This is a genomic window from Mesorhizobium sp. M0751, assembly GCF_040320265.1.
GTDB lineage: Bacteria > Pseudomonadota > Alphaproteobacteria > Rhizobiales > Rhizobiaceae > Mesorhizobium.
Genome location: NZ_JAMYPH010000045.1, coordinates 1 through 14,318, shown reverse-complemented (window position 1 = coordinate 14,318; position 14,318 = coordinate 1). Strand labels below are relative to the sequence as shown.

Below are 14,318 nucleotides of genomic sequence, written 5' to 3'. Positions count from 1 at the left end.
TCACTTTGTGTGACGGATAAACGGTTACGGATCGGGTGCCTGCAATCGGGATGAAGTGAGCTCGCGCAAAAAGCGCGATGGGCATCGTGACCAAGAAGTGAGGATCCCGGGGAACGCAGCCGACCGGCAACTGGCCTTGCAGCAACTCGCCGAATGTGCCGCAACAAAGAGCGTCGCTAGAATGAACCCTTAGCTGCTGCCCGTCCTCGGCGATAATCTCAGCCGCATCTGCGCCATCGAATGTCTGGTGATAAAAGTATGGCCTCCAAACTTCGTCGGCTGCTGCTGCTACAAGCTCTCTAGTCGAGATGCTCGCATCCCTTCCTACGGGGCCGTTGGGATGGGTGGGATTGTGGATTGACATATCGCCTCCCTTCAGGCTCGTTAACATGTGATTTGCCGCCGGCAGGCGAGATCGTCGGAACAGGGCTCGCGTTTCGGCGTCGATCGCTGCGCTACGCTTGCGACACTTGACTTTTCTGGCTGCAACATAACCGGGTGACCTGTGTCTCGGTGAGCTTGACGCTCTGCTAATTGATTGCTGCCGCCGAACCCTGACCTCTCTGCAGATCCGTTCGCGATCAGCCGCGACGAGGCGGTGGTGACACCCCGCGCTCGCACCCTCCAGACGGGACAGGAGCAATGCCGCTGCTGGGCGGATGACAGCGGGCTCCTGTGAGGTACGCGGCAAAGCTCAATTTGGCTGGACCGCACCCAACAGTGCAGCGTCTGTCGCATTGATCTGGATCGTTCGAGCAAGATTCTATAGACCTCCTCGGCCAGAGACGGATCATTCAGCCTGCTTTACGCAATTGGCGTGCCACCTAAGAGGCCGTGCGTGCAAGAGGCTCAACGCCAAGGTTCGCGCCGCAACGGCGGAATACTTGCGCCCCAATAAGTCGGGTTCCGAACATGGACGTCTTGAACCGGACAGGGTTATCACAGAAGGTGACATCCGGAACATGGGGTGGCCCGGCAGCACAGTGGGTAGCGTCTGTGCTTATCGGCTTATCGAAGCCACGCTGAGAAACCACCGGACCGACGCCATGATAACCTGCAGGCTTATGAAGAAGCGCGTGGATTCCGATCTTCTACGCGAGGTGATCGCCTATGCCGTCGGGCCCCCGATGGACTCGGAACGCCCAATAGTGCGCGTCCTCCTCCCCGATGTATCTTGCGTTGCTCAGATATTGTACTGGTGTAAGGACGCCCGCCTGCTGGAGACACAACACTTCATTTTCAAACGACGTTGCCTCCGAATAGCTCCTTTCAGTGCTTACCACCACAAATCCGTTCGAGCGCGTCACGCGGACCAACTCGCGCAGGCCATGCGGCCGGACATGTCCAAGTGTGAAGACGCCGCAGCACACGGTCATATCATAGCTCGCGCCGGAATAGTCCGAGAGTGGTCTATTGAGGTCAACGTCCCCTTGGACATGGCGGTAGATGCCGGTTTGCCTCGCCATTTCGGCCATCGTCTCGCAGAGATCAAATCCGTCGATCAAACGGAAGCCGAGATGATCCAGTTCAATGCCAACTAGGCCTGTACCGCAGCCAGCGTCCAGGATTGTCATGGCTGCTCGTTCTCTGCCGATATAGGCCGCTTGCACGGCGCCCGCCATTTCAGCCACGATTAAGGGGCTGCGGTAGTGTTCGCGCTCGAGGTCCAACTCGTAGGACCCAGCCCAGCCACGATAATATCCGGCCAAAAGTTTGGCGTCACCGTCGAGCGCATGTGATGCCTTGATCCGCTTTTGCGCGGCTTGTCGAAGTGCGTTTTGGTCGGCCAACGTATTCATAAATTCCTCGTGTAGAGTAGATGCAAGCTGGCCACCTTCGGAATCTGAGGGCCAAGAACTGCCTGTTCAAAAGAACATGCTGCCCAGTCCTGCTCGAAGCTCGTCGTTGCCAAATTTCAAACCCGCCTTTGCCCAGCGTCTTTCCTTCGCCATCACCCCATCCCTCCCGTCTACAAGCGAAGCCGGCTCAACGAGCGGACGTTTTTGCGGATTGCCACTGTGAGCCAGGCCCGTCGTCCAGCTGCGGGACATTCAATTTTGGTCATTTCGCTTCTTCATGCTGAGTTCGTCTCGGAGTGAACGGCGCGCGCTTCAACGACAAACGCCGCGCCAACGCCTCGAACGCGGTGAGCGCGGTTAGATACCGGAGGTCGTAATGAGAGTCGTCCATGTCTGATCAGTAGCTGCGGAGCACCCATGGCCGTCTCTCGAATCTCCAGGGAGTCGCCGTCGCTAGCCCACCGGTCTCAGCTTCGACAAGCTGTCATCCAGCCGCTGATCTCCGAAAGCCGGCAGACGCCTGACTGGCAAATCTCACAGCAGCAAGTTGCATGCCTGCTGGGCGCGATGTGCGCTATGCCCGTCGTCACAACGGCGTAATGCAGGCGCATTCGTCCAGACGGAAACGCCGCAGGCTCGAAGCGCTTTACGTCAATAGTCCCTATGATTGTGAAATCTGCTTCAACAGTTCGTCCCGCGCAAGCCAAACGAGCCAATCTTCGTCGTCTATTCCCTGTGAAGGCAAGCGAAGGGCTGATCCTTGCGGTTCTTGATGAAGATAGCCGTAGCGATCGACAACGCCGTTTTCGATGAGCCAGTCCGCGACCAGCGCGTAAATAAAATCTGGCGACCACTTAGCCCACGCCAGTCCAAACGCAATGCGACCAATAAAGGCTGAAAGATCGCGGCCTCTAAAGTCCTCCCTCAACCAGACGTCGCCGTGATACGCTACCAGCCCGGTTATCCTGCGAGCACTCGGCGCGTAGCAGCTACACGAGGAACCTGGGCTGGCTTTGAGGTTTGGATCCGCGAACCATGCTCTGAGCGACCCAAGGTGCTCAGCAAGGCTTGTGTTGGACAGATCATCCAAACGCATTGCCTGGACATGCGCTACTTTTCCATCCCGGTCCCGCCCGATGATCCAAAACGCCGTTCCAGACTGAAGGTCAGAACAGTCCGGACGAAAGCTTGGAAACGTCGGAAACTTTCCGGGGATTCTGCGGGTAATCCCGACATACTGCTCAAAATCGTCGCCCGTGGTAATGTGGAGACCGGACTTGCGCCCCAGTTCGTCTGCTGCACAAATGTACTTCGAAATCTCCAGTGTCGTTACGTTGCTTTGCACGCCAATACCCCTTGTTAATGCGCTGAAAAAAGCGGAGTTTCTACATGTCACAGGCCGGCACCGATACTACGAGATCTGATTGCTGGCACACCTCTTCATGCTCCGAAGCGCCGTCGCTAGCTGGCGGCCAACTGCCGGACGTCGACTATGTCGGCTTCGGCGGTGACGCGTCCGCGACCTCGTGGGCGTCGGGCGGGCGCCTCACCTCAATCCTTGCTTTTCATGCCGTTTGCTCGGCCGCACGCATTTCGATATGAGAACCACGGTGACATCACGCCTGCACGAGGAGCTAAGCGGCTACACTAGGCCGGACCGGTGTTCATTGATCGCTCCGCCGAAACTCGTGGCGGCGGCCGCCATAGCGCCGCAAGTGTACATGGCTCCTGAGCAAAGACCGGAATCTCTCGATAGGCAGACCGAGCGTTTCCTTCACTACCTCCATGAGAAATGCGCTTACGGCGGAAATGGGGTGATCGACAAACCTACCAGGTCAACGGCACGCTGAAGAACAGTGTTAGTCTGAGCATGGCTCGGCGAAGCGGCGATGACATGTCCGAGCCAGTCCCGGGTATCGCCTTGCCTGATGATGGACGTTTTAGGTTGAACATACAATTTGACCTCGGCAACACCTGGTACAGCAGCCGGAAGACTGTTATCACCGACCCAATCGAGAGTACCGTCATGATCAGGAAGGAGTATCCGCGCGGCCGCAGTCTGCGAATGCCTTCTGCGCAAATTGCATTCATCGCCGACGACAAGATTGATGTGCTCGGTGATGAGATCGATGCCATAAGCCAACTGAACCAATTGAGGATCGGGCGTGCCAGCAAGACGCGGATTAACTTCAATGACGACTGGGCCACGCTTCGTCCACCGGAGTTCTATGTTTGTTGGCCCCCAGCCCAGGCCGAGTGCTCGCAGACAGCTCAGTGAAATATCGGCGATACGCTCATGCTCCTTATCGGTCAGAGCGGCTGGAAAGGTGAACTCACGATAGACGAAGTGCGGTGGAGGGCCGAAGTCAGCGGCACAAATCCCAATGACCTCATTTCCCATTATCTGAGCGCCATAAAGGGGCCCTTGCGCGAACTCTTCGACCAGTATCCTCGGCGAAGATTGCCAAATGTGGTTCCCGCCCAAAAGATAGCTTGTATATTCGGCCAACTCATCGGCGGTGCGACATAACCGGACACCCCGGCTGCCGCAGCCGACGGCTGGCTTAAGAATGACCGGCAGACCGATCTCCGCGGCTGCGCTTTCTATGGCCCTCGCATTGGCTGCTAAATAATAAGCAGGTATTGGAACACCGGCGTCCGCAAGGATCTGACGTTGAGTGAACTTGTCGCAGCATCGTTCAATTGACGCAGGGTTCGGCCCCGGCAAATTGAAATGCCGGCAGAGCTTGCCAACCGTCGCATAGACGTTTTCCTCGGATGTCGTAATGCCAGCAATGTCATAGGTGGCACTTAGCCGCGAACACTCTCGTATCAGCGCATCGAGGCTGTCAGTATCGACACGGATCGTCTCGACTTTTTCCGCCGCAAGGTAGTCATACTGAGTTGGATCTGCCGAAAAGTTAATTGGACGAAGGCCCAGACGTTTGGCGGCTTGCACGTATAGTAGGCCAACACCCCTTGTGTGGCCTTCAAACAAGATGAGCGCTTCACTTGCCACCGGCTATAACCCTCCATTTGGTGTCCCGAGCGGCGTTCCAAGGCGCGATGGCATCAGGCTGTCTCTGACCTCCAACACGATTCTCCTTGAGTCCGCTGACACGTTTGCAGATTTCTTTGCATGCGCCGTGCCAAGGGGAGAATCGTGTTCAAACAACAGACGGCGCTCATACCGGAACGTCCAATGTCCGACATCGTCAGACATTGGACAACGCGGAACGCAGTCCGCGGCCATGTCACGATCACGGGTTGTAAGGCAACATGGCTTTAGACTGAGGTGGATGAACACCTCGCCGATCTGCAACAAGCGCTATCTTCCCAGTGCAGATCGAAGCCGACTCTCTCCCGGAGTCTCAGGCCCCTGTCCGCATATCGCTGGCCCGTCCCCTACAGCGGCGACGAGAGCGGTGGCATTGAGAACACCGATACCGGGGATCGACGACGCCGAGCGGCTGCATCGTTGCGGGCCAGTTTGACGAACTCTCGGTCCGAAGCGCTCGATACGGCGGTCGAGATCGAGCCATTCCTCCTGCATCTCCGCAGGCAGGCGGCGGAGCGGCTGCCGGCCATGAAGTCCGGATCACGAGCAATGCCTCCACAGCCTGCTCGCGCTTGCGGCGCCCTGTGCGATAGTCGTGCCGCGCCTCAGCATGGAGCAACTTGTTGGTCGTGCCGCGCCCACCAGCTTTGAACGACCCCCGATGCAGCGACTGGACCTCCAGCCGCTCCGCCGTTCCGCAACGCTGGAGTTCTTCCGGATCGGGATTTCGACGGCCGGGAGTTATCGCCGCTATGGCGAGACCGGCGATGGGAGCGCGCAAGCAAGGTTACCGCGCTTGGAGATGACTGGATGGGAATGGCTGCCATGCGAGATTCGATCCGATTCATCGATTCGCGTCAGTGGGGTAGGAACAATGCCGTCCCCGTTTCAAAGTTCGTGGAATTTAGATGCGTAATTGTTGTGTGGCAAATTTATCCTGATCCCAAATGCACGCCGGCAAAAGTCGGTAAAGAGGGGAGGATAGAATGAACGAGGGGTCGCTTAGTCGCCGTTCCGTTGTCAAGGCGATGCTTTTGGGATCGGCAGCGCCCTGGGTGTTGAATTCATCGGCCTTTGCAGGATCGTGCGATGATCACATCGCGCGCTTAGGCGCAACGTCCAGCCCAGGCTCGATGAATCCCTTTTCAACATGGGGCTCGTTCTGGCCGACGGCATTCACCTACGACTATTTGGTAGGCGTGGACGCCCAGCGCCACTCCGACAGGAAAGGGTTTGCAAAGGAGTGGTCCGTAGGCGCAGACAACCTCACTTGGAACTTCAAGATCTGGCCGGACTTGAAGTGGTCGGACGGCAAGCCAGCCACGGCTCAAGACGCGGCTTTCACCTACAATTATCTCCGAGACTCCATGGGTAAGCCCGACGAGCTAAACGTGGGCTGGAACAACACGAGCGGCTTGGAGCACGTCGAGTCTATCACGGCCGTCGACGACGGGACTTTGCAGATCGTGACCAAGGTTCCAACCCGCTGGCCTATCGACAACACGACTATGATTGTCCCCGAGCACATCTGGAAGGACATTAGCTACGCCGATGCGCGGGGCACCTTCCCCAACAACCCGCCTCTGGTGGGCACGGGGCCCATGATCGTTTCAGAATTCCGGCGCAGCCAGTTTGCCCGCCTCACGCCAAATCAATACTTTCGCACGGGGCGACCGGCCGCGGCCGGCGTGATCCTGAACTTATTCCCTACGGTCGATTCCATCGCCCAGGGCCTGAAGAGCGGCGGCCTCGATTATGGATTTGGGCTGATGGCCGCACAGTGGGCGGACCTCTCGAAGGATCCTGCCATCGTCGTCGGGGAATCCCGCACCGAAAATCGGGTTTTCCTCGCCTTCAACACGCTGGCAGGAAAGGGGGCGGGCAGCACCAAGGCCCTGCAGGATCCGGCATTCCGCGATGCCATCGGCTACGCCATCGATCAGAAGGCGATCGTCGATCGGGCAATGCGTGGACACGCCGACCCCGGCGTGGGGCTCGTCTTCCCGGCGGCGACGGATTACTACTCGGACCTAAGTGACATCAGGCGCCATTTCGATCTGGCCGAAGCGGGCCGCCGGCTGGACGCTGCGGGTTATCGTGACAAAGACGGCGATGGTGTTCGGGAGGACAAGGAGGGAAAGAGCTTCCAGCTCGAGCTGATCACTTCATCCGGAGGGGGAAGTAACGGCTCGATACCAATCACCGTCTTACAGCTTATCGTCGGCTGGTTGGGGCAACTCGGGGTTCCTGTCTCGGTAAGTCAACTCGACGACAGCGCGTTCGGTACCCGATGGAGAGCTCCAGAGAATGGTGGCGGTGATTGGGACCTGCTTGTTGACAGCAACTGGTTATCTCCCGCCCCTTCCGATCTGCTCATTTTGGGCAGCGGCAAAGCAGTCGGCACCAACAACAGGTCGTACTGGACAAACGAAAAATTCGAGAGCCTCCTGTCGCAGATCGAGGTCACCGTCGACCTCAAGAAGAGCCAGGAACTGCTCGAACAGGCGGTGCGCCTCATTTACGCCGAGGCACCCTACATCGTCCTGTGCTACCCCTTCACGCTCGAAGCCCGTCGCAAGGATTGCTTCGAAGGTTGGGGGACGAAGGACATCATCTCGATGTGGAGCTACTTTCCGTTCGATCGCCTGAAGCCGGTTTAACATGACCTCCAATGCCCAGGGTAGTGGGCCGAGCCGACGGATCGGGCAAGTCGTCCTCAGGGCTGTCGTAACACTTCTGATGGTGGCGGTTCTGAATTTCACGTTGTTCCGGATCGTTCCCGGTGACCCGACAAATCTTCTTTTGGGAGGTGCTAGAACTGCAGTAACCAACGAGCAGATAGAGGCGCAGCGTCGGAATTGGGGCCTTGATCGACCGCTATTTCCTGATCAGCTTTTGCACTACATGGAGGCAACACTCCGTGGCGACCTCGGGTATAGTTTCAAATACAGTGGCCAGCGGGTCGGAGACCTTCTGCTGGAGCGGCTGCCTGCGACGATTGCGCTCGTCGGCGTGGCTCAGATTATCGCAATCCTTTGCGGCGTCATGCTTGGCATCTACGCTGGCTGGCGCCGAGGCGGGATCGTTGACACTGTCGCAACCGGCGCTTCCCTGACGCTGTACTCGACACCATCGTTCTGGCTTGGCATGGTCCTGGTTGTGGTCTTCAGCACGGGATTGGGTTGGCTCCCCGGCTATGGCGCATATTCGCCCGGCGGCAGCCCCGGATTTCTCGACTCGTTAGCCGATTATCTAGGGCATCTCGTGCTTCCTGCCTCCACGGTAGCCTTGGGGCTGATTGGCCAATACGTGCTGGTGGCGCGGGCTGCCATGAGTGATGTTGTGGCGGAGGACTATATGGTGACGGCCCGGGCCAAGGGACTGACCAATGGCCAGATGCTGATGCGTCATGCCTTCCGCAATGCAATGCTTCCTGTTGTGACATTGGTGACTCTGAATCTAGGCTACGTGGTGGCGGGTGCCATCACCGTTGAATCCGTGTTCGCCTGGCCGGGAATCGGTAGTCTAACCGTCGAGGCCCTCAATGCTCGAGACTATCCAGTTCTCCAGGGTGTCTTCTTGTTGCTCGGCGCCTCGATCGTTCTTGCTAACCTCTTCGCCGACCTGACCTATGGCCTACTTGACCCGAGGGTGAGGCAATGACCGAAGTGGTAGCGGAATCTCGTCGTGGCGCCCGACTGCGGGCAATAAAAGACTTCCTGGGCCGGCTCTTCGAGCGAGGCGGCGCTTGGGTTGGCGTCGTGGCTTTGACCTTCTTCCTTGTCTTGGCAGCAATACCTGGTCCGCTCGTCGGACCGCTCGAAACGGCAGCCACCGCAAGCGGCGATTTCCTGACGTCACCTGATACGCAACACTTGCTGGGCTCCGACGAAGCGGGGCGGGATGTACTCAATCTTGTCGTCCATGGCGCGCGCATTTCCCTGACGATCGCGCTTATAGCGACCATGATCAGTCTCGTCGTCGGGACAACAGTGGGCATAACGTCAGGCTACTTCGGCGGCAGGGTCGACACTTGGCTAATGCGCATAACCGATTTCTTCTTCATCGTCCCGGCGTTCGTCCTGGCGCTGGTCATTGCGCCCGTGTTTGTGGAGGTCGTGGGGCGCGGCCGAGAGATCCTGGGCTTCCGGACTTCTCTTTTCGTCATCGTTGTCGTTATCGGTCTGACGAGTTGGTCGTTCGTGGCTCGCATCATTCGCAGTCAGACACTCTCGCTTCGAGAGCGGCCCTTCGTGGATCGCGCAAGGGTCGCCGGTGCTAGCGATCTCGGCATCATGATACGGCATCTTCTGCCTAACCTCGTGCCGCAGATCGCCGCCAATGGCGCGCTGGTGGTAGCCGGCGCGATCTATACCGAAACCGCGCTCTCATTCATTGGCCTTGGTGATCCGTTGCAGCCTTCATGGGGCACTTTGCTTTCCCTGGCGCAGCGGGCTGGCGCCGCGAGTGCTGGAGCTTGGTGGTATCTCGGCGCACCAGGTGTGTGCGTGCTCACGGTCGCGCTTGGCTTCGTCCTGCTTGGTAATGCACTTGACGATACCTTCAACCCGCGCCGGCGCGTGATTCCATGAATGATATGTTTCAAAAGGCCGCCGATCCTCTCCTGTCCGTCAACGGGCTTTGCATCGACTATGGGCTGAAGGGCGTTTCGTTGCCCGCCATTCAGAATGTGAGCTTTGAACTACGTGCCGGGGAAGCCGTCGCGCTAGTCGGGGAATCGGGCAGCGGCAAGACTACGACTGCCATGGCGATCGCGGGACTTTTGTCGCCCAACGCCAGGGTCAGCGGCGGCCAGGTGCGCTATCGCGGCGCCAGACTGCCAATCGATGATGATGCAGCGATGCGACCACATCGCTGGAACGACACCTCCGTCATCTTCCAGGGTGCGATGAACGCGCTTAATCCTGTTCACCGCATCGTCAAGCAGATTGCTGAACCGTGCATGCTGAAGCTTGGAATGTCGCGTGACCAGGCGATCGCGAGAGCAAGGGAATTGCTTGAGCTTGTCGGGATCCCGGCGGACCGCGGTGCCTCCTACCCACACCAATTGTCTGGCGGAATGCGTCAAAGAGTGATGATCGCCATGGCACTGGCATGTCGCCCTGCGATCGTCATCGGCGACGAGCCGACCACGGCGCTCGATGTCATCAACCAGGCTCAAATTCTTAAGCTGCTGGTTGAACTTCGATCGAACCTTAATCTTGCTCTCATGTTGATTACTCACGACCTGTCCGTGGTCCACGAGTCTTGTGACCGCGTCATGATCATGTATGCCGGCCGCATCGTCGAGGATGGCACCGTCGCCGATATCTTCGCGGCCCCTAAGCACCCATACACCCGGCTACTGATCGAATCGATACCAAATCCGGAAAAGGGCAAACGGGTGTTGCGCCCTATCCCTGTCGATCCACCCACCCTTGTGAAGCGGCCATCGGGCTGCGCGTTCCATCCACGCTGCCCGTTTGCCATGCCGGTTTGTACAACCGAACTCCCCGAACTTGAAGGGTGCGGGCAAGGACGCGTGGCTTGTCACCTTCACAGCTCTCCCATGCAGGCGCCGAAGGTAGAAGCTCATGCCTGACAACGCCGATATCTTGCGATTAGAGAACCTGCAGGTTGGCTTTCCCATCCAGGGCGGGCTGTTCGACAGTATGTTGGGACGACCGAGCAGCGTCGTGCGAGCTGTGGATGGGGTCGACCTCAATATTGGCCGCGGCGAGATTGTCGCGTTGGTTGGCGAATCCGGAAGCGGCAAGACCACCGTTGGCCGCGTCATCACCAAGCTGGTTCAGCCCACCGGTGGCAAGCTGCTGTTCGATGGCGAGGATGTAACAGCGCTGCAGGGCTTCTCGGCACTTCGACCTTATCGGCACCGCGTGCAGATGATTTTTCAGGATGCATACCAGGCACTCAATGCGCGACATACTGTATTCGATGCCGTGGCAGAGCCATTGCGCTCGCTGAAACTCGTCGATAGCCACGCTCAACTCACCAAGCGGGTGAGCGAAGCTCTGTCGGCCGCGGGGCTCAATCCTCCGGGGGAGTTCTTCGCCCGTTTTCCGCAAGAGTTGTCGGGCGGTCAGCGACAGCGCGTCGTCGTGGCGGGAGCGCTGGTTGTCCAACCGGACCTCATCGTTGCCGATGAACCGGTGTCGATGCTCGATGTCTCAATCCGTGCCCAGATACTCCAAACGCTTATCGATCTTCGCGACAAGCAGAATCTGGCGCTGCTCTTTATCACGCACGACCTGCCGCTCGCATGGTTGATAGCCGACCGAATTGCGGTCATGTATCTCGGCCGAGTGGTTGAGATCGGTGGCGCCGATGACATCACCCTAAATCCCCAGCATCCGTATACAATTGCTCTGCGAGACGCCACGCCTCGTGTTCGCAATAACGGACCTCGCGGAGGCATAAAAGCCCTGCACGGCGAGATCCCGAGCGCCGCCCGAGTGCCTAAGGGCTGCCGTTTTCATCCCCGATGCCCGCGGGCATTCGACCGGTGCCGACAAGAGGAGCCACCAGCCGTCGAGGTGGGACCGCAGCATATGTCCGCATGCTGGCTCGCAAAATAATGCTCTTTGAGAGCTTGGCGGATCGGCAGTAGCGGTTCGCGTGATTGACTCAGGACGGTTGCTAGTCCGTTCCGAGGCGTCGGTTTGCAACGACCTAAACTCAGAAATCGTTGGAGAGAGAACGAGTTAATAGGACAAAAGATGAAACAACCGACTTTAATTGAAACGTACCTGATTCCCCGCGTCTTTGACGTTCCATTGTCGGAGGGAAAAACCCTACGCGCATACGAGATTGGGCCGCCCGACGTGCCGCTTGTGGTTGGGATTCATGGCACCCCCGACACCGGGCTGAGACATGTTTTGGACTACATCGCTAGCGGCCCGATATCCTGTCGCCTAGTTACGTTTGATCGGCAAGGCTACGGAGGGTCAACCCCCGAACCGGGCCGCAAAGTTGTGGACGTCGTCCCGGTTGTTCGGACCATTCTCGATCATCTTGGAGCCGAAAGCGCTGCGGTGAAAGTGACGCTGAAGCACCGGTGTGCGTGCTGGCTGGCGGACTTAAGGTCAACTTCGAGCCACTCAGGCTTTTCAGCCAAAACCCGACCACCGACTTCAGGAGGCGAATGTTATGAAGGATAGTACAATGGCAGCGGTGCCCGCAGATACATCTCTAGGTGCATCGGCGGTCACCCCACTCCCGCCGTTTCCACCGGCAGGCCTGAATGACGCCGGCGGCGGCCATCGATTCCTGCCAAGCGTCAAGGTTCCGATGCGTGACGGCGTAAGGCTTTCCGCCGACATTTACCTGCCGGACGGGCCCGGGCCATTCCCGTTAATTCTCATTCGTACCCCATATGACAAGAACGAGTTCCGCCCGAACTGGGTGACGCAGAGCACCTCGGCGCTGGTCAACAGCTGCACGGTGCAGCGCACTTCCTCAGGCGCAGGCCCGGTCGATGTTTACGTCAGCGCGGGCTATGGCGTGGTAGCTCAAGACTTCCGTGGGACATGGGAGTCGGAAGGAGTCTTTAGGTCAGGTAAGTGGGAACGGTGCGATTTCGAGGACACGGCCAAGTGGCTCGACGCGCAACCCTGGTCCGCGCGCAGCATGGGAATGTGGGGGTGTTCGTATCTGGGTCACGTGCAGGTAGTGGGCGGAGTTACCGGCACACCAAGTTTGAAGGCGATCACCCCAATGTCAGCGGGAGGATCGTTCAGTTCCGGAGTAGGCCGCTGTACTATGCTCTGGAACTACACGGGTGGGGCCCGCGAGTACTCAAGCATGCTTACCTCGTTCGCTCGCTGGCAGGGTGCCGAGCCGAAGGTTGACATTGATAACTTGATGTCAGATCTGCCAATCGCCGGTATTCTCGAACGTGCGGGCTTGCCACCCACGGACTTCGACAACGCGATGTCCCATCCGCCTGAGTCATCCTACTGGTATGAGGACAGCGAACTTGTTACGGAACAGGACCAGTTGTATACGCCGGCCCTGTGGATCTACAATTGGAACGACATACAGCCTGGAGAGGCGATCGACGCTTTTCAGTTTGGCAGGACCAATGCAGCCAATGCTACAGTCCGCGACAACCAATTTCTGATAATTGGGCCAGGCAGGCACTGCAGTTTCGATACGTTTACCGAGAGCTTCCAGTTCGGCGATCTTGAGTTAGGTGATACTCGCTTCGATCTCTGGGGCGCCATGGTAAAGTGGAACGACCGTTGGGTCAAAGGTGAGCTTGGCGCCATCGACGACATGCCTAGGGTAACTTATTGGCTTTACGGCAAAAACGAATGGCGGACTGCCAAAGACATGCCCCTCCCAGGGACTGAATATTGGAATCTATACATTTCGAGCCGACAGGGGGCAAATAGCCTAAACGGGGACGGGCAGCTTTCCTTCAACCCGCCAGATACATCGTCCACGGACGCATACCGATACGATCCGCACGATCCAACACCAACAGGACAGATGCGCTCCTGGACTGTCGAAATGACTGATCAACGGTTCGTCGAGGCACGGCAAGACGTCTTAGTTTACACGAGTGAGGTCCTTCAGCAGGGGTTAGCCGTTGTCGGTCCGATCAAGATGGTCCTGCACGTGTCCTCCTCGGCGGTCGATACGGATTTCACAGGCAAGCTGGTAGATGTCTACCCCGATGGACGCGCTATCCAGTTGCAAACAGGCATCCTCAGGGCGCGATATCGCGACGGGTTCAAGGATCCGCAACTGCTCAACCCCGGCCAAATCTACGAGATCACAGTGGATCTGAACGCGACCGCCAACTGGTTTGCGCCGGGGCACCGCATACGGCTGGAAGTCAGTTCCAGCAACTTTCCTCGGTTCGACCGCAACATGAACACCGGCGGGGATGGCTTCTCAGAGACCCGGGGCGTGGTCGCGAAAAATACAGTGTTCTCAGGTCCGAACACGCTCTCACGGCTGGTTCTGCCGGTGGTGCCAGTGTGATCGGGTGCTAAGAATCCGTCTGATGCCGGCGGGGGACTGTCAGGAATTGTGTGCGTGAGGCCATGATGACGGAAAGGAGAATCATCGCATGGCCATTGAGAAGGAAGTACTGGATCGGTTGCTTGCCGGGCGCGACCCGCAGGAGCTGTTTGCCAAGGACGGTTTGCTCGACGATCTGAAGAAGGCGCTTTCGGAGCGGATACTGAACGCCGAGTTGGACGATCATCTTGACGAGGAGCAAGCCACAGGACTGGCGAACCGGCGCAACGGACATTCGAAGAAGACGGTTCTGACGGGCACATCGAAGCTCGAACTTTCGATCCCGCGTGACCGTGCCGGCTCCTTCGACCCGAAGTTGATCGCAAAGTATCAGCGCCGCTTTCCCGATTTCGACGCCAAGATCGTGTCGATGTACGCGCGCGGCATGAGCGTGCGCGAGATCCGCGGTCACC

10 protein-coding genes and 1 pseudogene are annotated in these 14,318 nt (G+C 58.2%); 7 read left to right on the top strand and 4 right to left on the bottom strand.

Going from position 1 to position 14,318, the window contains the following annotated elements:
* From NKI19_RS31975 to NKI19_RS31960, 4 genes and pseudogenes are all read right to left on the bottom strand, one after another.
* A pseudogene (locus tag NKI19_RS31975) lies at positions 1 to 364 on the bottom strand (hypothetical protein); the annotation flags it as partial.
* Between the two features lie 727 nt (positions 365 to 1,091).
* Complete coding sequence (locus NKI19_RS31970) at positions 1,092 to 1,799, bottom strand: class I SAM-dependent DNA methyltransferase (protein WP_352567616.1); 708 nt, start codon at positions 1,797 to 1,799, stop codon at positions 1,092 to 1,094.
* A gap of 661 nt (positions 1,800 to 2,460) precedes the next feature.
* The gene (locus tag NKI19_RS31965) at positions 2,461 to 3,144 is read right to left on the bottom strand and encodes a hypothetical protein (RefSeq protein ID WP_352567615.1); all 684 of its coding nucleotides are present in this window, start codon (positions 3,142 to 3,144) and stop codon (positions 2,461 to 2,463) included.
* A gap of 453 nt (positions 3,145 to 3,597) precedes the next feature.
* Positions 3,598 to 4,818: an ATP-grasp domain-containing protein gene (locus NKI19_RS31960; protein WP_352567614.1), complete on the bottom strand. Its 1,221-nt coding sequence runs from the start codon at positions 4,816 to 4,818 to the stop codon at positions 3,598 to 3,600.
* Between the two features lie 1,025 nt (positions 4,819 to 5,843).
* On the opposite strand from NKI19_RS31960, the gene NKI19_RS31950 reads away from it, so the two are divergent.
* The 7 genes from NKI19_RS31950 to NKI19_RS31920 all read left to right on the top strand — a co-directional run.
* Positions 5,844 to 7,517: an ABC transporter substrate-binding protein gene (locus NKI19_RS31950; RefSeq protein WP_352567613.1), complete on the top strand. Its 1,674-nt coding sequence runs from the start codon at positions 5,844 to 5,846 to the stop codon at positions 7,515 to 7,517.
* Between the two features lies 1 nt (position 7,518).
* Positions 7,519 to 8,520, top strand: a complete 1,002-nt coding sequence (locus tag NKI19_RS31945) for an ABC transporter permease (RefSeq protein WP_352567612.1) — start codon at positions 7,519 to 7,521, stop codon at positions 8,518 to 8,520.
* The gene (locus NKI19_RS31940) at positions 8,517 to 9,449 is read left to right on the top strand and encodes an ABC transporter permease (protein WP_352567611.1); all 933 of its coding nucleotides are present in this window, start codon (positions 8,517 to 8,519) and stop codon (positions 9,447 to 9,449) included. Before NKI19_RS31945 ends, NKI19_RS31940 begins: the two co-directional genes overlap by 4 nt.
* Entirely contained in the window at positions 9,446 to 10,459 is a 1,014-nt protein-coding gene (locus tag NKI19_RS31935; RefSeq protein WP_352567610.1) for an ABC transporter ATP-binding protein, read from the top strand. Before NKI19_RS31940 ends, NKI19_RS31935 begins: the two co-directional genes overlap by 4 nt.
* The gene (locus NKI19_RS31930; protein WP_352567609.1) at positions 10,452 to 11,453 is read left to right on the top strand and encodes an ABC transporter ATP-binding protein; all 1,002 of its coding nucleotides are present in this window, start codon (positions 10,452 to 10,454) and stop codon (positions 11,451 to 11,453) included. The genes NKI19_RS31935 and NKI19_RS31930 overlap by 8 nt, the downstream gene beginning before the upstream one ends.
* Positions 11,454 to 12,039: 586 nt before the next feature.
* Complete coding sequence (locus tag NKI19_RS31925; RefSeq protein ID WP_352567608.1) at positions 12,040 to 13,866, top strand: CocE/NonD family hydrolase; 1,827 nt, start codon at positions 12,040 to 12,042, stop codon at positions 13,864 to 13,866.
* A gap of 88 nt (positions 13,867 to 13,954) precedes the next feature.
* Positions 13,955 to 14,318 (top strand): transposase (locus tag NKI19_RS31920; protein WP_352951278.1); only part of this gene is annotated, 364 nt, incomplete at its 3' end.

What these genes read in the sequence shown, in the direction of transcription:
- NKI19_RS31970 (WP_352567616.1), bottom strand. Translation starts at nt 1,799, where the DNA reads ATGAATACGTTGGCCGACCAAAACGCACTTCGACAAGCCGCGCAAAAG.
- NKI19_RS31950 (WP_352567613.1), top strand. Translation starts at nt 5,844, where the DNA reads ATGAACGAGGGGTCGCTTAGTCGCCGTTCCGTTGTCAAGGCGATGCTT.
- NKI19_RS31945 (WP_352567612.1), top strand. Translation starts at nt 7,519, where the DNA reads ATGACCTCCAATGCCCAGGGTAGTGGGCCGAGCCGACGGATCGGGCAA.
- NKI19_RS31940 (WP_352567611.1), top strand. Translation starts at nt 8,517, where the DNA reads ATGACCGAAGTGGTAGCGGAATCTCGTCGTGGCGCCCGACTGCGGGCA.
- NKI19_RS31935 (WP_352567610.1), top strand. Translation starts at nt 9,446, where the DNA reads ATGAATGATATGTTTCAAAAGGCCGCCGATCCTCTCCTGTCCGTCAAC.
- NKI19_RS31930 (WP_352567609.1), top strand. Translation starts at nt 10,452, where the DNA reads ATGCCTGACAACGCCGATATCTTGCGATTAGAGAACCTGCAGGTTGGC.
- NKI19_RS31925 (WP_352567608.1), top strand. Translation starts at nt 12,040, where the DNA reads ATGGCAGCGGTGCCCGCAGATACATCTCTAGGTGCATCGGCGGTCACC.